Genomic DNA, 19,359 nt, shown 5'->3' on the forward strand with positions numbered 1-19,359 from the left:
AACCGAAAATGATACCAAAGCTAAAAGGGAGTAAAGAAAGACCCGTCTTTAAAGGACTGAATTACACTACCTGCTGCAAGAATAAGATGAGCAAATAAGCCGTTCCCATCAACCCCATACCGGCAAAAAGCATTGTCACATAGGAGCCAGACCGGTTACGGTCACTAAATAAGCTCAAAGGAAGAATTGGGTTGTTGCTACGTTTCTGAAGTATGATGAAAATAATTGTTGCGAGTGCAGCAATCACAAAGCTACCTATTGTAAATGGGTCGCTCCATCCATGCTCACCGCCCCGTGTAATACCGTAAGTAAGGGCAACTGTTGCCGCAACACCACTTACAGCTCCTACAAAGTCCAGTTTGCCGCTATTGCGCTCACCTTCCAAAAGTAGCTTGGAACCAAGAAGCACGGCTAAACCAATCGGAACATTAATAAAAAAGACCCACCGCCAATTTAGCACTGCAACCAGAAAGCCACCTAACAGAACACCAATGATGATGCCCAGTGCAGACATAGCGCCATAAACAGCCATAGCAGAATTACGTGGCTTACCTACGGGGAAGTTCGTTGTAATCAGGGCAAGTGCATTTGGTGCAGCCAATGCTGCTCCGATACCTTGTAAAGCACGTGCAGCTATCAAAAAACCGATATTGTTTGCCAATCCCCCGATTAGTGAGGCAGTTGAGAATACTACTAATCCAACGCGAAGTACTTTACGTCTTCCATAAAGGTCTCCGACCCTGCCGCCAAAAAGCAAAAGCCCGCCGAAAGCCAAAATGTAAGCATTGATAACCCAAAGAAGGGTCAACGATGATACATTCATTTCCCTTTGTATGCTGGGCAGGGCAATATTGGCAATGGTATCGTCTAAAACGAACATCAACTGTGCCGTTGCAATCACAGCCAGCGCCATTTTAAGGTGGCTACCTTTCTTTGCTTCTATTCTTTGTTCTTCTATTCTTGTTATCATTTTCATTACTAAATTATTTTTACTAACTCCTCTTTAAAATCTGATTTAGCTACTTTGATGAATTAGATGAACTGTGTAAGCATTAACCCAGACATGGCAATCATTAACCCGTCTTCAATTATTGTTACGGTGCTCATCGGCAGATTGAATACTGCACCCAACCATGCACATTTGATTTTCCGTTTGTTGAGACCTGTTTGAAATACTCCTATAATGCTTATTGTCACTACAGCAAAGGTGACAGCATTGGTAATAAATGGATTAGACCCCGTAATAAAGGCTACGCCTAACAAGAGTTCAATAAAGGCATATACATAACCCCAACTACCCATTTTTTCGCTATGATGTCGTAGGTGGAATAGCTTTCAGCAAAGCCTTTCAGGTCTAGCATTTTGTAGAATGAGAAAACCAGAAAGAACGCTGCCATGAAATTCTGCATCCAGCTTTCCCAACAAAAGCACTGCTTGTTATCTCGGCCAATAAAGTAATGCCTGTAATGAAAGCACCAATGAGAAAAATGGGTTTATAAGTGGCAAGCCATGAAGTTTTTTCTTCAGCTGCAGCCATGTGGTGCATCCCGCCATCTGCTTCTGTTATGGTATAGTTTCCCGCTTTGCTTAGTGCATTTTGTAAAGCACTCACAGGAATATGCTTCTGCATTGTAGTTTTTGCCTGTGTTGCTGAAAGCTGTACGTCAGCTTCTGTAACGTCTCCTAACATTAACAATTGGCTTTTCGCTTTCGCTACACAGTTGTCATAGGTCATTCCGGTAATGTTATATGTATGTGTTATAAGTTATTATTTATGACACAAAATTACGAATGTCTGAAGGGGTAGGCGTTACACAATTATGGAGAAGACTTACAAGATTTTGAGGTTACTCTTAAACCTTATCTAAGAGCTTTCGTTTGTTTTCCCTAACTTTTTGAAATGGCGGGGAGTTAAGCCGGTGACTTTTTAAAACTGATTGGAAGGATGAGCCACACTACTGTACCCAAATATGTATGCTATTTCTGAAAGGCTTAGTTCATCATAGATGATAAACTCTTTCACTTTCTCAATCTTTTGATTGATCAAGTATTTTTCAATTGTGATGTTCTCAACTTCAGAAAAGAGGCTGCTTAGGTAAGAGTAATCTTTATGCAGGGCTTTTGAAAGAATGTCAGAAAGATTGTGCTGCTATTCTTCTTCGGAATAGTGAACCCGTGTTATTATGATATTTTTGGTTTTCTCAATTAGCTGTTGTTTGGAATTGTCTAATAATTCAACCCCCAATGCATCTAAGTTCATTTGAAACTGCACCAATTTGTCTTTTGGTATATCCGCAATAGTGTCTACTTCTCCTAAAGACACTTTGCTGCCTGCAATGCCGAGTTTCTGCATTTCCTGGTCAACAACCATAACGCAGCGGTTGCATACCATATTTTTAATGTAAAGATGCATGTTTTTGTCTCCTAATCGTGCTGTTTAAATAGCAGAGTTTATCAAATAGGATTGCTACTAACGGCTAGTGCTTGAGACGTGCAAGGCCGTCAGTCGTAGCATGGCTTATGCACTAACCGTTAGCAAGTGGTACTTTTAATTATTAATCATTGGGCGTAACTTCTCATCTTTATTCCTTAAATCCAATCCACCTTCATAAATTGACTTTAAGTTAGTCAAATAGAAAGCCCATCCATTGGAGCAACCCAAGCGGACATATTGTTTAGAATTATTATCTAATGGGATATTATGATGCCGCAGTGTAACTATAACATATTCGTCAATTTCCTCGAGGTTCACATCCACTAAACATTCGCCTTCAAAAGTAAACTGTATAAAATCCTTCCCATTCACACTTGTAATCCTTCCTTTCATAGGTTCATCATACAAATACCAAAACCACTCATAAAGTGTGTCTTCTAAAACGTTAACTTGGTATTCGAACGAGGTTTTATCTGAATTGAAGAAATTAACTTTCTTTAAGAACCATTTTTCCAATTCCCTAGGTTTCGTCCAAGCATCATAAATTTCCGACAAGCTAGATTTAACTGCTATTCGCTTCGTAAAAGAAGACCAGTCAAAATTTTCCATATTTATATTTTTACTTGTTGCTAACGGTTCGGGGCTATGCGATGGGGGGAAATCGAAGGACAAATCTTCAATTTTGCACAAAACTTCAATTGAAGAACAACCGTTGAAATTTGCAGTTCCGCCCCACTATTGCAAAACCCTTGTTAGCCGATTGTGCTTTTTTAATGCCCCCTAAGTTCATGTAGCTTGGAAGATAGTAACTCATTCTCTTTTATAAATTCTAATAAATATTCCTCAGTAATTATAAATTGATTATGATTTTTATCTTTTGTAGCTAATATTTGCTCGTCTTCATGTGTTATTTGGAAACTATGAACAATTCGATTTCTTTTGTAAACTAAACTTTTAAATATTACAGCAATTTCATCGCTTGAATTCTCTGTTATAGTATTTTTAATTGGGTCGTTGAATTGACCTGATGTTTTATCTATCAAATTATACCAATTAAAGTTTGCATTGTCAATTCTCAGTATGTTTTCAGTTACGAATTGATTATTAGAGTTAAAAACACAAATTGCTGAACCGAGTAATTCTCGATAATGTTTCGGCGGTAATGCTTGTATTGAATATTGTTCGTACATGATTTATTGACAAGTTTGAGTTTGGTTTAGCATATCGGCTAACTGCCTCGTGTATGAGGCGTTCATGCCTTATATACTTTGTTGGCAGGAGTAGTTTTCTATTCTTTTATAAAGGTTAGGGGCTGGGGATTTGCTGAATTCTTTCTGTAAAAGTCACCAACTTTTAATTCTGCGCCATTAATCACAAAATAGTAGGTCTCATGGCATGTAGAACAGCTTGAAAACAAGCTAAGCAGAGATATGGAATCGCCCTTTATTTGATAGTTGTATAAGCCAGAACCGTATTTTGGAAGTTCATTTCCATTCCTGATTTCCCTTCCTCTACCCAGTGATAAAAACGACCCACCATCGAGTCTTTTAAAAACAATTGTATCCGACCTATCTGTTTGCTCGATCCAAACACCATCCAACTGAGCGGTAGGCTCATTATCTTCTTTACAACTAACTATGCTCGCCACTATAGCCAAGAGCGAAATGAGTAAGTGCATTTTTTTCATAGGATACATTATTTATTAATTCTATAATCAACTGTCGCAAACCTTATTACTTCTATTACTGCCAACTAGCAGATAAACGGAGTTATTCCACATATACTCCCATTCTGGCAGTATAAACAGAGTAAGATTCCAGTTATTTGTTAAAATAAGCAGATAACCGGAACTTCACCATTAAAGAATAAAGGAAATTTACTGAAGCGTTGCCTTAATTGCCGGTGCCGGAGCTTTGGCCACCGCCGCTTTTTACGTCGTCGTTTTGGATGCCGCGTTTTTTGCGGGCAATGCCGCTTTGGAGTTTACCGAAACGGTAATTAAACGATAAGTTAAACCTCCGCATCACGTAATAAGATTCTTGCCGCTGGTAAAACTGAATATCGTTAATCTCGCTTAACCAACGCCGCCGCTTCTGGAAAGGACTATTTACCGAAAAGGACACACTGCCTTTTTCGCCTTTAAACAATTGTTTGTTCACGGAGAACGAGTGGAAGGAATACGAAGCCGAAGTACCCTGCAAGGTAATGCGCGGCGAATTTACACCCAGATTCGCGCTTAACCGCCAGCCTTTGTCCAGGCGGTAACTGGCATAGCCAAAAACGTTGGCAGTAACACCTTCGTTGTTTACCGGTAAACCCCTTAAAAAACTACTTAACCGCACGTAGCTGGCGCTGCCGTTAATATTTACGTTAAACTTTTTGGTAATTACCACGTTCCCGTTCAGCGACAAACCCACCGTATGGTTTTTACCAATGTTCCCGTAAGTAGTAATGGCGGTATCGCCGTTTAAGGTAGTAAAAGACTGAATAGACTCGTTCGTGAAATTATAAAACAAGCTGCCGTTTATAGAAGAACCTTTTATAAAATTACTGTACGATACATCAAAAGCATGATTAACGGCGGGCTGTAAAGCGGGGTTACCAAAGAAAATGTTCCGGGGATCGATCTCGTTGCGGTACGGGTTTAAGTACCAAAGCCCGGGGCGTTCGATGCGCTGCGTATACGAAGTTTTTAAGGAAGCCGTACCTTTTAATTGCCGGGAAAGCGCCACACTCGGAATCAAATTAAAATAATCCTGTTTCACAAACTCGCCCGACGATTTAAAATTAGCATCAATCCGCGTTTCTTCCAGACGGCTGCCCACCCGTAGGCCCCATTTATTTTTCTTTAAACTTAAGGAAGTATAGGCCGCGTAAATATCTTGTTGGTATTCAAAGTTGTTGGTGCGGGTAGGGTCTACGATGTAAGCCTGACTGCTTTCGTCCAGGTCGGAGTAATAATAATCGCTTTTACTATTGCGGAGAATAGATTTTACGCCCACTTCCAAGGTTTGCTTTTTAATGGGCTGCACGTAATCGGCCTGAAAAGTTTGCTCGTTGGTTTTACCGTTATTTTCGGTTTTGCTGATAATACTTTCCGGATAATTCAGGACGGGCACTACCCTAAAATCCGAATAAGAATCGTCGCCGTTTTGGTTAAATTTGTAAGATAAAGTAAATATCTGCTCTTTGTTGCGCTTAAACGTATGTTGGTAATCGAGGCCTACATCTACCCCGCGCCACTGGCCGCTGCCGTTATTTAACCGGTCGTAGGCTTGCGTTAACGCGCCGGTATTATTCAGGTTTTGTACTTTCTGGGTTAAGTCGTTGTTGTTGCGGCCCCGGTTAAAACCTAAGTTAGCCGTTAGTAAGTTTAGTGTATCTATTTCGTAACTCAACTCCCCGCCCGCATACCGGTAATCGCCGTTGTACTGGCTTTCGCCCACCTGGTTTAATTGATTATTGAAAGCATCGCGCCGGAACAAATTATTGCGGCCCGCTGGTGAGGTGTAATCGTTGAAAAAGTAATTACCGGTAGCACCAAACTTTTTTATTTTAGCCGTTATGTAAGCGCCTCCCAGGTAACTCTGCGGTTGTCCGGCCCCAATATTTATGGAGCCGTTATAACCACCCATGGTTTTTTTATTGGTGATAATATTAATAATGCCACCCACGCCTTCGGCCTCGTATTTAGACGGTGGATTGGTAATAACCTCGATGTTTTTAATGGAACTGGCGGGCATGCTTTTAAAAACATCCTTGGGGTTGCGCACAAACAACGACGAGGTTTTGCCGTTTACCAGCACTTTGTAGTTGCTGTTGCCTTTTAGTTCAATGTTATCGTCGGCATCTACGGTAATAAGCGGCACTTTGCGGAGCATGTCCAGGGCCGTCAGGTTTTTACTTTCCGGGTCGGCCCCTACATCGTAGGTAATTTTGTCAATGTCTTGTTTTACCAGGGGCCGTTCGGTTACTATTTCTACTTCCTTCAGCTGTTTGGTAGTAGTAGTCAGATACATTATACCCACGTCTACCATTAATTTTTCGGGTGTAAAAGCCGGTAAATCTATTTTCTTATTACGGTACCCCACAAAAGCCAGCGCTAACTGATACGGCTTAGCCGGTAAGTTATTTACTTCGAAGGAGCCGTCGTCTTTTGACAGAGTTGTTTTAACGGGCTCGTTTTTTCCTTTTTCCAATAGAATAACGGTAACGTAACCTAAAGGCTCCTTTTTTAAGGAATCCTGAATAATTCCTTTTACGGTGCCGGAAATAACAGGAAAAGCAGGTGCATTATCTTGAGCGAATGAAAATAAACAACAACCCAGATTAAGGAAGAGGATAGCTAAAAATTGTTTCATTAGAACCGGTTATAAACAAACTTGAAAATCCAACTGCGGGCAAAGTAATTATAGGCATGGCGAGCAGGAATAACCGTGTATAACACTATTATTCCACCTTGTAAATGCACTAATTGGGTACTAGAAAGTTATTGGTTAAGCAAAGCTTATTAGCCGGTTATTAAAAAAGAGAGGCAAGCCCACGGCAAGTCAAAAGAGTCTCTTCGGAGGTATTGTACCGGATTTACGCGACAACTTAAAAACGGTATTAAAGCTAGTTTATTTGCTTCGGCTTTACAAAATTTTTCGGGTATTGGCTGAGTTAATTTTGTGTTAGCAAATATGTTAGGGGCTTTGGGGGTTATTTGTGGAGCCATTGCAAGGCTCTAAGGTTCGGGGCTGATGCCCGTTAGGAGCCTAAGTTTGCCTCCTAGCCAGCGGGCCTCGTTTGGCTCACCCCTCCGCCTTCGGCACCTCCCCTTGAAAAAAGGGGAGGATTCTGGTTTAGCGAACCTTGGCTCGTTGCACTGCGCTATGGCACCGGAACGCTAAAAGGCCCTCCATAGCCAAACTGGTGTTGGTTACTAGTAGCTGCTGCTTTTACTAATTTTCTTATTTTAGTAAGATGATGTTAAATGCGTGGAATATTTATTAGTAAACAAGTAAAAGAATTTGGAGATATTAAGAAGTTATTACCTTAAAGTAGTAAGTGAAGGCACTTTATTTTAACTGCTTCTTCATGCCCTTGATTACTTGCTGCGTTTCGGCAATACGTCTTTCTAAACCAGCCCGATAATGCCAGGCTTGGTATTGGGGGTCGGCTTGGCGGTTTTTTAGTTCTTTTTTAAGTTCCTTTAAGTATTTCTCGCTTAATTTTAAATAGTGCGGGGCCGTGGCCGGATTATGAAAGTTTTTCCCATCTACCTGCACGTATACTGGGGTAGTATGAGCGGCTTGAGTAGGATTTCCGTAAGCACGGGCAGCGAGCCAGATGCCTTGCTCCGCCGGAATATCGAGGGTTACAGAAAGATGTTCCAGCGACTGGCCAGCTTCCTCAACGGTAATCCGGCTTAATACCTTGCCGTGCCCAATAATTTCTAGCGCTTGTAAAGGTACCTGCGTGGAATGGCCGTAAACGTGAGCCGTTATGTGCAAAGTCGTGCCTTTACTTACCGGCAATTTACTACCGGGAAGTTGGCCATTTACTTCAAAGCTTAACATGGGACCGCTGGAAACAAACGTATGTCCGGCAGCTAATCCTGCTTTCCAGTTATTATAATTAAAAGGACCGTTTACGTAGGTATAAAAACGAACATTACCCAAGCGAGCCGAGCGTTCCGGTGGACCTTTGTCGTGATCGTTGCCGCACCACGGAAAATCAGAGCCGGCTACAGCAGTAACCGGAATACCTAAATCCAGCAAGTGGTAGTAATGATTAGTAATTAAAGGTTTATCTGAAGCGCAGAATTGCAGCAGTTCCAGCACATCTACTTTCCCCCGTAAACCATCCAGAGTAAGGCCCCGGTACCCGTGAAACGTTTCGGCCTGATGCGCATAACCGCTCAATCCGCCCAATTCGCGGAGTTTATCAAAAACCTTATCGTAGTAATAATATTCTTTGGAGTACCGAACCTTGTCGGAGGCTCCTATTCCTAAAGCATGACCTAATTCGGGAGTGCGTGGGTCTTCCTGACCGGAGGTAAGTAAAAAAATTTCTTTCTGGTAAACGCCTTTTTCGCCCCAGGCATATTGCGGATAATACGTTTCCCAAAAATCGCCCATGCGCAGCATTACGCCTACGTGCACATCTTCGGCCTGGGTCCAGTTTAAAAGCAAGGAATCTTCGCGCGGCGAACGCCGGATATGAATGTGGTCATCCGCGGAATACCAACCTTTTGCGGGCATGTTGACCCACCGCTTCAACTGGTATTTTTCTTGGTGTACTTGTCCGGCAGTTATTTGCAAGTCGTGTTGTTGTTCTACATATTCCGGTCCTTTCGCCAAGGATAAATGATACGTGCCCGGTGGCAAATTCAAGCTAAACTGACCGACCACATAAAAAGAACTATCCGGTTGATAATTGTAACCATCGGCATGATCCCAGACGCCATACATCACAGCCACGGCTTCTTTCGGCAATTCTTTTACCGCCCACCCATTCCGGCTTAAACGTACCCGAACCGGCGTTAATCTATTGGTTGAGGCATCTAGTACTTGTACTTCCAAGCGGCCAGTAGATGGTTGTTGCGCGGCTAGAATGCCAGGCCAGCTTAAGACCTGCAGCAATAAGAAAGCATTAAATAGAACTACTTTTCGGACTGGTTTATATTTATGCATTCAATACTATTTGTCAGAATCCCGGATTAAACGGATTTCGCAGATTATAAATTGTTGGTATGGAAAGATAATGTTGGAAAATCATTTTCTCAAAAGCAGGAAAATCGTTTCACGACCATCTGGTGTTACTAAATAATCCGCTCTATAATTTACTTATTATCAAGTTAATCCTTTAATAAAGTAAATCAAGTTTCCGACAATAATCCGTTTAATCCGCGATTCAGAACACTTATACCAAAGCCGGTTTTTCTTCCAGGTGCCGTTCGCCGATTTGCTGGCGCCACATGGCGTAATACAAGCCTTTTTGTTCCAGTAATTCTAAGTGTTTACCAGATTCAGCGATTTTACCGCGTTCCAAAACGTAAATGCAATCGGCGTGCAGCACCGTAGAAAGGCGGTGCGCAATTAAAATGGTCATGTGGCTGGCGCTTAAAGAAACATCGCGTACCGTTTTACTAATTTCTTCTTCGGTTAAAGAATCCAGGGCGGAAGTGGCTTCGTCGAAAACCAATATAGCAGGGTTCCGCAATAAAGCCCGGGCAATACTTAACCGCTGCTTTTCACCACCCGATACTTTTACTCCACCTTCGCCAATTACGGTATCCAAACCTTTATCGGCGCGAGCCAGCAAAGAGCTGCAAGCCGCTTTCCGAAGAGCTTCTAAACAATCGGCATCGGTAGCGCTGGGAGCTACAAAAAGTAAATTTTCGCGGATGGTGCCGGCAAATAATTGCGTGTCCTGGGTAACAAAGCCGATTTGTTCGCGCAAGGTGTCTAAATCCAGTTCCTCGCCCGGAATATTGTTGTATAAAATGCGTCCTTGCTCGGGTTTGTACAAGCCTACCAGCAATTTTACCAGTGTAGTTTTACCAGAGCCCGATGGCCCCACGAAAGCAATGGTTTCGCCTAAGTGCGTTTCAAAGGAAATACCATCTAAAGCCCGGTTAGCGGCGGTTTGGTGCTTAAAGCCCACGTTCTCAAAAGCCAAAGTCTGGATAGTACGCAACGGAACCGGCTGGTGCGGACGAGCTTCTTTGGGAGTGTCCAGTATTTTCTGGAAGTTATCCAGGGAGACTTCGGTTTCGCGGTAAATATTAATAATGTTACCCAGTTCCTGCAAAGGCCCAAAAATAAAGAACGAGTAAATAAACATAGAAATAAAATCACCTACGGTAATGCGGTTAACAAAAACCAGATAAAGCATGAGTAGCAGAATAACATTGCGCAGCAAATTCACACAGGTACCTTGCACAAAGCTTAAACTGCGGATGTATTTTACTTTTTTTAGTTCGAGCTTTAAAATTTTATCGGTGGTGTTGTTCAACCGAATGGTTTCCTGTTGCGCTAAGCCTAAGCTTTTTACCAGTTCAATGTTGCGCAGCGATTCGGTAGTAGCCCCGGCCAATGAGGTGGTTTCGGCTACAATGGTTTTCTGAATTACCTTAATTTTTTTACTTAATACCGAGCTTAGAATCCCCAAAATAGGCACTGCCGAAAAATAAACCGGTGCAATCACCCAGTACACATTCATGGCATATACCACCACGAAGATAATACCGATTAAAGACGTAAACAGAACGTTGATAAAGTTAGAAATAAGCTTCTCTACATCGGTACGTACTTTTTGCAGCTTACCTAAAGTTTCGCCGCTGCGCTGATCTTCAAACACGGAATAAGGCAAATCCAGGGAATGACGCAAACCATCCGAATAAATTTGCGCGCCCAGCCGTTGGGTAATTACATTCACGTAGTAATCCTGAAAAGCTTTGGCTATCCGGGATACCATGGCAACGCCCATGGCCAGTAAAATTAAAGTACCAGCTCCTTTAAAGAACTCCGGGGTAGATAATTTTAATTTTTTAGTAACGGCGGCTGTGGCGTAATCGTCAATTATTTTGCGCAGGATAAGCGGGTCTAAGAGCGAAAAAGTTTGATTGATGGCGGCTAGCAACAAGGCCAGAAAAACCAACCATTTGTATTGTTTTAAATATTCAAAAAGCAATTTCATACGGATAGATTAAGGGCAGAAGAGGAACAGATTAAAAATAACCAGAACTAACTATAAATTGTTATGGGAACCGCAAATTAATTAATAAGTAAATGATTACAGAATTCCGGCTAACCAAGTGACTTTCAAAACTAAAAGTGTTATTTAAAATAAGAGCAAATCATTTTTTCTGCCGGTAATTTACTTAAATTGGAGGTCATAAACCTGAAATTACTCTGGCTACTCAGAATTTTTAGTCTGGTTTTACTTAGCAATCATCTAACGCATCCATATTCAAATTCATGGCAAATAACCGTAGAAGTTTCCTGCAAAAGCTTGGTTTAGGCACTACTGCCTTTGGCCTGAGCACCGCTTTTTCTTTGCCTTCGTTGGCTAGATCTGCTAAAGTAAAAAAGGAGGAAGAGGAGCAGATTTTGTACATCGGGGAAAAAATAGCAATAGCTAATACCGCTTATGGCAAAGTACGCGGTTTTAAACTCCGAGGCATTTATACGTATTTAGGTATTCCATACGGGGCCGATACTTCCGGCGAAAACCGGTTTATGCCACCTAAAAAACCAACTCCCTGGACCGAGATAAAACCTACTATCTGGTGGGGCAATACCGCCCCGCAAAACATGGAAAAGCGCTACGCCGACCCAGTTAGTTCGTTTATCGACCACTGGAACTACGACGATGTAAGCGAAGATTGTTTGCGTCTGAACGTGTGGACACCCGCCATTGCCGATGGTAAAAAACGGCCGGTGATTGTATGGTTACACGGCGGCGGGTATACCAATGGCAACGCCATTGAGCAAGACGGTTACCACGGCGAAAATATTAGCCGCCGCGGCGATGTGGTATACGTTTCGATTAACCACCGCTTAGGACCCATGGGCTTTGCCAACTTTGCCGGTGCTAATGCCACCAAGTACGCGGCTTCGGGTAATGTAGGAATGCTGGATTGCGTAGCGGCTTTGGAATGGGTAAAAGCCAATATCACCAACTTTGGTGGCGACCCGGGTAGCGTTACCATTATTGGCCAATCCGGGGGCGGTGGTAAGGTTTGTACTTTAATGGCGATGCCTTCGGCGAAAGGTTTATTTCATAAAGGAGTAGCCTTGAGTGGAGCAACCTTAAAAGTTACCGAAAAAGAAACTTCCGAAAAGTTAGGAGCTTATATTTTACAGGAAGCTGGTTTAACCAACGACCAGGTAGATAAGCTGCAAGCAATGCCCTGGAAAGAATACTACGAAATAGCCACTAGAGCCAGTAAGAAATTAGCCGATGAAATGAAAGCCGCTGGTAAGCGAGGCGGAAATTGGGCGCCGGTAGCCGATGGTCATTTCCTGCCGCAACATCCTTTCGATCCGGTTGCTTCTCCCCTGTCGGCTGATGTGCCATTGATACTATGCTCCACGTTGAATGAATCGTCGCCGAGCCGCTCCGATGCTTCCCTGGAAAATATTACTTTAGATGCGGTAAAAGAAAAAGTAAAAGACCGTTTTGGTGATAATGCCGGAAAAGTAATTGATTCTTATGCCAAAGCTTTCCCCGAGAGAAAACCTATTGAAATATGGTCGATGGCGGTAAGTAACCGGCAGAATGTAGTGGCCCTGGCGAATGCTAAATCCAAGCAGAAAGCGCCGGTATACGTGGCCTGGTTTGGCTGGCAACCGCCCTTATTCGACAACCGCATGCGTGCCTTCCATTGCAGCGATATTAGTTTCTGGTTCTACAATACCGATTTAATGTACACCCATACCGGTGGTGGTTCACGTCCTAGAAAACTTTCGGCGAAAATGGCGGATTCGTTTTTAAAATTTGCCCGTACCGGTAATCCGAACGGCGGTGGTTTGCCCACCTGGCCTAAATACACTCCGGAAAACGGTGAAACCATGTTCCTGGACGATGTTCCCGTTATTAAAAACGACCCAGATCGCGAAGCCCGTAAAGCGCTGGCCTGATTTTTTAAAATGTTTCAGTTAAGGGTAGAACTCGCGTCAGCGGGCTCTACCCTTTTATCATACCAATGCGCCAATCAGGAGATTGGCTGTTCTGTTATGCGTAGAGCGCTTTGCTAACTCTACGCATAACACATTGATCGTTTTGTAATCAGGTAGAATAAGCCTACTTCTTGCCGTACTTCTGCAAAGCAGCTTTAAAATAACGGCCCTGGCGGGTGGGGGTAAATTTCCAGTCGCTGATGAGCATGGGCGCCCACTGCGGATCGAAAACCCAGATGGTGTAGGAAATCCCATTTGCATCGGCGTATTTGGTAATAGCATCGCCGTAGGATTCATCGCTGATTACCGGCACATGGGCGCCTTTATCATCGGGGCCGCAAAAGCCGATCTCGGTTAAAATAACTGGGTATTTTTTGGCTACATTGCCCCAGTCCAAGGCCCATTGCGGTTCCCAGGGTTTCTCCCTTTTCATGGGGTACGGGTGGCTAACGTAGGCAATGCCTTGAGCGTTGATAGGATCTTGGTTTACCGGCGTAAGATCGTAGGCCCAGTTAAAGCCGGCTACCAATGGTACGGCTTGCGAGCCATTCGCCCGGATTACAACAATTATTTCTTCCATTATCTCTTTCCATTGCGGCCAGGTGCAGGTACCGGCTTGTCCGCCCATTACGGTAGGCTCGTTAAACAGCTCGAACATAGCCACGGTGGTATTGCCTTTATAATGCTTGGCCATGGTGCGCCAAAATTCCAGAGTTTCTTTCTTGGTAGTTTCGTACATGGGGTTCTGGTACAACTCTGAGCGCAAATTACCGATGCTGTGCCAATCGATGATCACGTACAAACCCAATTCGGTAGCCCATTGTACGCCCTGGTCGAGTAGTTTTATATAATTTTCAGAACCTTGTTTACGCCAGGCATTCGGGTGAACCGGGAACCGTACCACATTGGCACCCCAGCTTTTCATTACTTCAAAATATTCTTTATTCCAGTGGCTGTCGCGCTGCAGTTTATCGGGGTCGCTGGTATCTAAACCTCTAAAAACAATGGGCTTACCGCCAGCCGTCACAAACTTATTTCCCTGCACACTTATCAGCGGCAAGGTTGAAGCTGTTTGAGCCAGAGTAATTGTAGCAGATAAGAGTAGCAGGCAAAACAGCGTTACCTGTAGAGTAGTACTTATTTTCATCTTAAAGTTTAAACCGGTTAATTATTTAAGTTTGAAATATAATTTGAAATATAAGATGAATTGTAAACAGAAGATAGATGGTTGTAAAATAAATCTTAGTTTTTTAATTGGCTCAGCCCCTTTTTGTTTTTACTGTGCCGCTGATTTTAAATTAAAATTGATAAGAACAATTACCCTCTTTCGGAATACAAAGTAAAGAGACACAATTATCTGGATATTAGATGTTGGACTTTTGTGTAATTAATAAGTAATCAAAGGTTTATTCTTTTTACTATGATCTCGACCTCAAGTATAGTACATTCATTTTGTACAATAACTTAACTTTATAAAATTCAACTTTACTAAATTGCTCGGTTAGTAGTGGATATCTTTGTTTCTGCTGTCGTTTAATTTCCGATCCAAGCTATACGCGGCACTAATTAAGCCCATGTGGGTAAACGCCTGCGGAAAGTTACCCAGGTGTTCGCCCTGAAAGCCTAACTGCTCGGCATAGAGCCCCAGGTGATTTGCATAGCCCAACATTTTTTCGAAATAAAACCGGGCTTTTTCCAGTTCACCGGCCCGGGATAAGCACTCCACGTACCAAAACGTACACATAGAGAACGTTCCTTCCCGGCTAATTAAACCGTCCGAAGCTGCCACTTCGGGGTTGTACCGGTACACGAGCGAATCAGAAACAAGTTCGCTTTCAATTCTTTTTAACGTAGATAGCCATCTGGGATCTTTGGGACTGATAAACCGGATTAAGGGCATGAGTAACGAAGAAGCATCGACGGTAGTGGAGCCGGGGAACTGCATAAAGGCGGCTTTTTCCGGATTCCAGAAATCAGTGAAAATGCTGTCAAAAATACGATCTCTTTCTTTGCGCCAGTTTTCATTTAAGGGGAAAGACCGCATTTCAGCAATTTTAACGGCGCGGTCCAGCGCTACCCAGCACAGTAAACGGGAGTAAAGGAAATTCTTTTGCCCACCTCTTACTTCCCAAATACCTTCATCGGGTTGGTTCCAGTTTTGGCTCAGCCAGTTTATTTGTTCTTCCAGGTTTTTCCAGAAATCGTACGAAATAGGATCGCCGTATTTGTTATACAGGTAAACGGAGTCCATTAGCTCGCCGTAAATATCCAGTTGTAATTGGCTATAAGCATTATTGCCAATCCGGACCGGAGCTGATTGCTGGTAACCTTCCAGGTTTTCCAGGATAGTTTCTTCCAGCTGTCGATTTCCGTCTATGGAGTACATAATGCCCAGACGATTTTGCCCCTTCACGTCCGGACAAATCTTTTCTATCCAGTTCATAAAGGCACTTGCTTCTTTGGTATAACCCAACCGGATAAAGGCATACACGGTAAAAGAGGCATCCCGAATCCAGGTATAACGATAATCCCAGTTCCGTTTGCCTCTAATGCTTTCGGGCAAACTAAAAGTAGGAGCGGCTATTATGGAACCATACTTATAAGAGGTAAGCAATTTTAAAACTAAAGCGGAGCGATTTACTATTTCCAGCCACCGGCCTTTGTAAGTAGACTGGGCAATCCAGTTTTTCCAATAATTAACCGTTCTAAAAAGACTTTCGGTAATAAAGTTTTCGAAGTCTTTTTGCTGGTTATGGTTTTGATCAATATGCTCTAAAAGGAAATCGGCCGTTTGGTTGGGAGATAAGGAGAATTCTGCCACCACATCTCCGTTTCTAATTTGGAGCGGAACCGAACTCATTAATTTTAAAACGGTTTTGTCGGGACCGTCGCTGGTGAAAATTACCACTGTTTCAGATTTAGCTTCTACGGTATGACCGCTGCGGCCGTAGTTAAAACGGGGCTGGCAGTGCATGGTATACTTTACTTCGCCGCGTACGGTAGTTACCCTTCTAATTAATTCTTTGCCGTTATACAGTTCTTCTACCGGCATAAAATCAGTGACTTCCCCCACACCATCCGGAGATAAAAAGCGGGTAAGCAGCACATTGGTATCGGGCAGGTAGAGCTGTTTTGTTTTTACTTGAGTAAACTCCGGTCTAATCCAGAAGCTTCCGCCTTTTTCTGCGTCCAATAAGGCGGCAAAAATGCTCGGCGAATCGAAGTTAGGGAAACACATGAAATCGATGGAGCCGTTTAGGCCTACCAAGGCAACTGTATTTAAATCTCCTATAACCCCGTAATTTTCTATTGGTTGATAACTCATGTTTTACCTCTACGTTTGCTCTAACTAACGCAATTATACGTGCCGTGTTCGCTGGTATTTACTAAGTGCAAGCTATAAATAACCGGGTACTAAACAGAAAAGACTAAAAGGACATAAAATGAATACTGGCTGTGGAGTAAACCCGAATTTTTACTATTTTTTTAAGAGTTTATACTTTCTACCAGGTTCATTAACGCTTGCATGGTTTTCCAGTTGCGGGTAGTCGCATTTACTTTTAATTTACTCTCGAAAAAATTATTGTGCAGTTTGGTTCGGCCGTAGCCATTCGGGCAAGACAGGTAAATGGTATTTTTGACTATTCTAAATTCATCTGGCAGGTACAGGGCAGGATTTATTTTGGCTACTCGATCAGGAGTGGGTTCGCTGGCTAAGAGGGTAACGTGCAGTTTGGAAGTGTCTTCGTCTTGGTTGATGATAAAAGGGTTATTTTGTAAAACCCGCTCCCACTCGGTTTGATCTTTTACCAGCACGGGAACAGAAAACTGGAATTTTTCGGTAATGGCACGAGCTATTTGTTCTTCTAAATTAGTTGCACCTTGTTTTTCAGTCTGAAAAACAACATTCCCGCTTTGCACATACGTTTTAACATTTTTTAAATTTAAACTTTGAAACAGAGCAAGCAGCTCAGGCATTTTCATCATTTTTTGTCCGCTTACATTAATGCCGCGCAATAAAGCTATGTAGGTTTGCATAAGAATGGAGTTATAACTAGCAAGTTAGCCGGATAATGGCGCATTAAAAAGTTTGATTTGATAGGTTAGCTTGTTATAACAGAGTTAATAAAAGTTGTTCCGCGAGCCTTTTCAAGTCTCCAGGCGGCGGTGCTAATGAGATTTGACAAGGCTGAGTTTGCCTCGTGGCCGGCGGGCCTAGTTTGGCTCTTTCGGGCGGTTTAGCGAACCTTGGCTCGTTGCACTGCGCCATGCTGCTTTGCAGCACCGGAACACTAAAAGGCCCTCCATAGCCAAACTGGTGTCAGTGCTTGTAGCTTCTGGGTTCTGTCACATTGCGGTAATAGAATGAATGATCACGTTTTCCTTCCTAACATATTAATACTAATATGTTAGGATTTATGCGCCTTAAACGAAGTTAAAAATTGGTTAAAGCTCTAAATCTAAACATTCTTCTAAAATATAAGCGCAGTATTAAATTGGTTTTAATATAGTATTTAAGTAGATAAAGGATCCTTTTGAAAAAAGTAAATTTTAATTTTCTGGCAAAGAAAAGGTCTTCTTCAATAGTAGAAGCAGACCTTTTCTTTTATAATACTTTTCTTTTTATAATCTATTATGTTAAGAACCCATTTCGTCGGCGCTGGGTCCGTAGCTGCCTGGGATAGGAATGTTTAACAACCGCAGGTAAACGCCTAGCTGTGCCCGGTGATGGATGAGCTGGCTAAGGGCATGCCGGATAACTTCATATTTGGTGTAAACAGCGTAAACCTGATCACCGTTACGTAAGGTCCAGTTAGGTAACAAGTCTTCTTCGGAAGCTTTATTCAAGGATTCAGTACCAGAAGCAATTGATTCTTCTAAAAGCTGTAATAGCTCGGCGGTAGTATTTATTTTTCTCGGATTATACGGGCTTGTGGCAAAATCCAGTTCGTCGGTAGTAAGGCCCATAGTTATCCAAGTGGGTAATTCGGCAATGTGCGTAGCCAATTGCCGAATAGTCATACTTTTGGGATGGGGTTGCCAGTCGTACTTGTCATCCGGAATGCGGGATAACATTTTACGGGTAGTTTCTACTTCCTGGGCCAGTTCTTTGGGAAGCAAATCGAGTACGGACAAAGTTTGAATTTCGGGCATAGTTTTATAGTTTTAGTGTTATGCTACAAAGTAAATAACCGCCACTGACAACCCTATGGCAGTGTGTTTTTAAACCAGAAAAATTTATTTAAGCCAGGCTAAACAAGTACAAATAGCAAAGAAAAATAAGGAATGAATAATATTAAATTCAAATTATATAACGCTATGCGATAGTACCCGGTAACTACAGGCAACCAACACCAGTTTGGCTCTCTCGGGCCTTTTACCGTTCCGGTGCTGCAAAGCAGCATGGCGCAGTGCAACGAGCCAAGGTTCGCTAAACCGCCCTCCATAGCCAAACGAGGCCCGCCGGCCACGAGGCAAACACGGACTGTTAAAATCGTATCTGCACTATTCTATTGAGACTTGAAAAGTATCAACGGATGAACCGAATCTGCTGTTAAAAAAAACGCCTAACCAATTTTAAAATAGTTAGGCGCTTGAGTCATAGGTGAAATAGTAAAATTTACTTAGCCCGATTAAACACGAATAAATCTTTAAACACCCACTTGCCATTTTCCTGATTACCCCGGGCAATAACAAATTGGGTAGGCGACCGTTTCTCGTATAAAATTCTTAAATCTTCTCCTTCTTTCTGGAAAATAGCCCGGTCTTTACTCGCTTCCACGAAATTATAACGGTCTTGTTTATCTTTTTCTTCTGTTCCCACTAAGCCCGGCTGAAAGTGTTTCACCAACGAAACCAATCCATTTGACGTTTGCTCGTAAGCCAGAATTTCGTATAAATTTGCTTTGCCGTCCTTCATCATGCGCATAAAGCCTAGTATATTACCGTTTTCCGGTGCCAGCCAAACCCCATCTATCGTTCTTCCATCGGCAGCAGTAGCTTTCCAGTTACCCTGAATAAAGCTAACATCTGCAACGGAGCCACCTTTCGGTTGCGTTTGGCCATAAACGTGCGGCAATAAACCAGCGAAAACAAAAACTAAAAGCAAAACAAAAATGCGTTTCATAGAAGCAGAAATTAAGTTAAAGTTTTAAATTTTTAAAAATACAAATTGGTTTTAGTAAATAGTCACCAATATAAAGCCATTAAACTTTTAATCTGACAATTAATGGCTGGAAGACCATTCCAGTAAAG

The 19,359-nt window shown here is 42.5% G+C and carries 19 protein-coding genes; 2 read left to right on the forward strand and 17 right to left on the reverse strand.

The genetic code is table 11. From position 1 onward, the window contains the following. Positions 1–61 precede the first annotated feature (61 nt). The 9 genes from HUW48_RS27650 to HUW48_RS24120 form a co-directional block, all read right to left on the reverse strand. Positions 62–976: an MFS transporter gene (locus tag HUW48_RS27650; protein WP_220463968.1), complete on the reverse strand. Its 915-nt coding sequence runs from the start codon at positions 974–976 to the stop codon at positions 62–64. A gap of 56 nt (positions 977–1,032) precedes the next feature. Then, on the reverse strand, positions 1,033–1,302 hold the full coding sequence (locus tag HUW48_RS26880; RefSeq protein WP_220463969.1) for a hypothetical protein: 270 nt from the start codon (positions 1,300–1,302) through the stop codon (positions 1,033–1,035). A 52-nt stretch (positions 1,303–1,354) separates the two neighbouring features. Further along, positions 1,355–1,735: a heavy-metal-associated domain-containing protein gene (locus HUW48_RS26885; protein WP_220463970.1), complete on the reverse strand. Its 381-nt coding sequence runs from the start codon at positions 1,733–1,735 to the stop codon at positions 1,355–1,357. 192 nt (positions 1,736–1,927) lie between these two features. Next, positions 1,928–2,131 carry a helix-turn-helix domain-containing protein gene (locus HUW48_RS27655; protein ID WP_394368477.1) on the reverse strand — a complete coding sequence of 68 codons (204 nt, stop codon included), beginning with the start codon at positions 2,129–2,131 and terminating at the stop codon, positions 1,928–1,930. Between the two features lie 18 nt (positions 2,132–2,149). Further along, positions 2,150–2,392: a hypothetical protein gene (locus HUW48_RS27515; protein ID WP_317173730.1), complete on the reverse strand. Its 243-nt coding sequence runs from the start codon at positions 2,390–2,392 to the stop codon at positions 2,150–2,152. 156 nt (positions 2,393–2,548) lie between these two features. Continuing rightward, positions 2,549–3,043, reverse strand: coding sequence for an SRPBCC family protein (locus tag HUW48_RS24105; protein ID WP_182413359.1), 495 nt, complete (start codon positions 3,041–3,043; stop codon positions 2,549–2,551). A 161-nt stretch (positions 3,044–3,204) separates the two neighbouring features. Next, entirely contained in the window at positions 3,205–3,624 is a 420-nt protein-coding gene (locus HUW48_RS24110) for a selenium binding protein (protein WP_182413360.1), read from the reverse strand. A gap of 98 nt (positions 3,625–3,722) precedes the next feature. After that, a complete protein-coding gene (locus tag HUW48_RS24115; protein WP_182413361.1) occupies positions 3,723–4,121 on the reverse strand; it encodes a hypothetical protein in 399 nt (132 codons plus the stop codon). A 205-nt stretch (positions 4,122–4,326) separates the two neighbouring features. Then, complete coding sequence (locus HUW48_RS24120; RefSeq protein ID WP_182413362.1) at positions 4,327–6,795, reverse strand: outer membrane beta-barrel family protein; 2,469 nt, start codon at positions 6,793–6,795, stop codon at positions 4,327–4,329. A gap of 381 nt (positions 6,796–7,176) precedes the next feature. Between HUW48_RS24120 and HUW48_RS24125 the strand changes: the two genes are divergently transcribed. Next, entirely contained in the window at positions 7,177–7,326 is a 150-nt protein-coding gene (locus HUW48_RS24125) for a hypothetical protein (protein WP_182413363.1), read from the forward strand. 168 nt (positions 7,327–7,494) lie between these two features. Here the strand turns inward: HUW48_RS24125 and HUW48_RS24130 are convergent, their stop codons facing one another. Then, complete coding sequence (locus HUW48_RS24130; protein ID WP_182413364.1) at positions 7,495–9,111, reverse strand: CehA/McbA family metallohydrolase; 1,617 nt, start codon at positions 9,109–9,111, stop codon at positions 7,495–7,497. A 229-nt stretch (positions 9,112–9,340) separates the two neighbouring features. Then, the gene (locus HUW48_RS24135; protein ID WP_182413365.1) at positions 9,341–11,119 is read right to left on the reverse strand and encodes an ABC transporter ATP-binding protein; all 1,779 of its coding nucleotides are present in this window, start codon (positions 11,117–11,119) and stop codon (positions 9,341–9,343) included. A 281-nt stretch (positions 11,120–11,400) separates the two neighbouring features. Here HUW48_RS24135 and HUW48_RS24140 point away from each other — a divergent pair, with 281 nt between their 5' ends. Continuing rightward, entirely contained in the window at positions 11,401–13,065 is a 1,665-nt protein-coding gene (locus HUW48_RS24140; protein ID WP_182413366.1) for a carboxylesterase/lipase family protein, read from the forward strand. Between the two features lie 163 nt (positions 13,066–13,228). Here the strand turns inward: HUW48_RS24140 and HUW48_RS24145 are convergent, their stop codons facing one another. The 6 genes from HUW48_RS24145 to HUW48_RS24170 all read right to left on the reverse strand — a co-directional run bounded on the left by HUW48_RS24145 (position 13,229) and on the right by HUW48_RS24170 (position 19,231). Next, a complete protein-coding gene (locus HUW48_RS24145) occupies positions 13,229–14,251 on the reverse strand; it encodes a glycoside hydrolase family 5 protein (RefSeq protein WP_182413367.1) in 1,023 nt (340 codons plus the stop codon). A gap of 354 nt (positions 14,252–14,605) precedes the next feature. Then, positions 14,606–16,429 carry a glycoside hydrolase family 15 protein gene (locus HUW48_RS24150; RefSeq protein WP_182413368.1) on the reverse strand — a complete coding sequence of 608 codons (1,824 nt, stop codon included), beginning with the start codon at positions 16,427–16,429 and terminating at the stop codon, positions 14,606–14,608. A 161-nt stretch (positions 16,430–16,590) separates the two neighbouring features. Continuing rightward, positions 16,591–17,142 (reverse strand): DUF1697 domain-containing protein, encoded by a 552-nt coding sequence (locus HUW48_RS24155; protein WP_182413369.1) that lies wholly within the window; start codon positions 17,140–17,142, stop codon positions 16,591–16,593. 600 nt (positions 17,143–17,742) lie between these two features. Continuing rightward, positions 17,743–18,258: a DinB family protein gene (locus HUW48_RS24160; protein ID WP_246343604.1), complete on the reverse strand. Its 516-nt coding sequence runs from the start codon at positions 18,256–18,258 to the stop codon at positions 17,743–17,745. 98 nt (positions 18,259–18,356) lie between these two features. Then, entirely contained in the window at positions 18,357–18,575 is a 219-nt protein-coding gene (locus HUW48_RS24165) for a hypothetical protein (protein ID WP_182413370.1), read from the reverse strand. Between the two features lie 149 nt (positions 18,576–18,724). Further along, complete coding sequence (locus HUW48_RS24170; RefSeq protein ID WP_182413371.1) at positions 18,725–19,231, reverse strand: DUF6265 family protein; 507 nt, start codon at positions 19,229–19,231, stop codon at positions 18,725–18,727. Positions 19,232–19,359: the final 128 nt, after the last annotated feature.

The sequence above is a fragment of the Adhaeribacter radiodurans genome, from assembly GCF_014075995.1.
GTDB lineage: Bacteria > Bacteroidota > Bacteroidia > Cytophagales > Hymenobacteraceae > Adhaeribacter > Adhaeribacter radiodurans.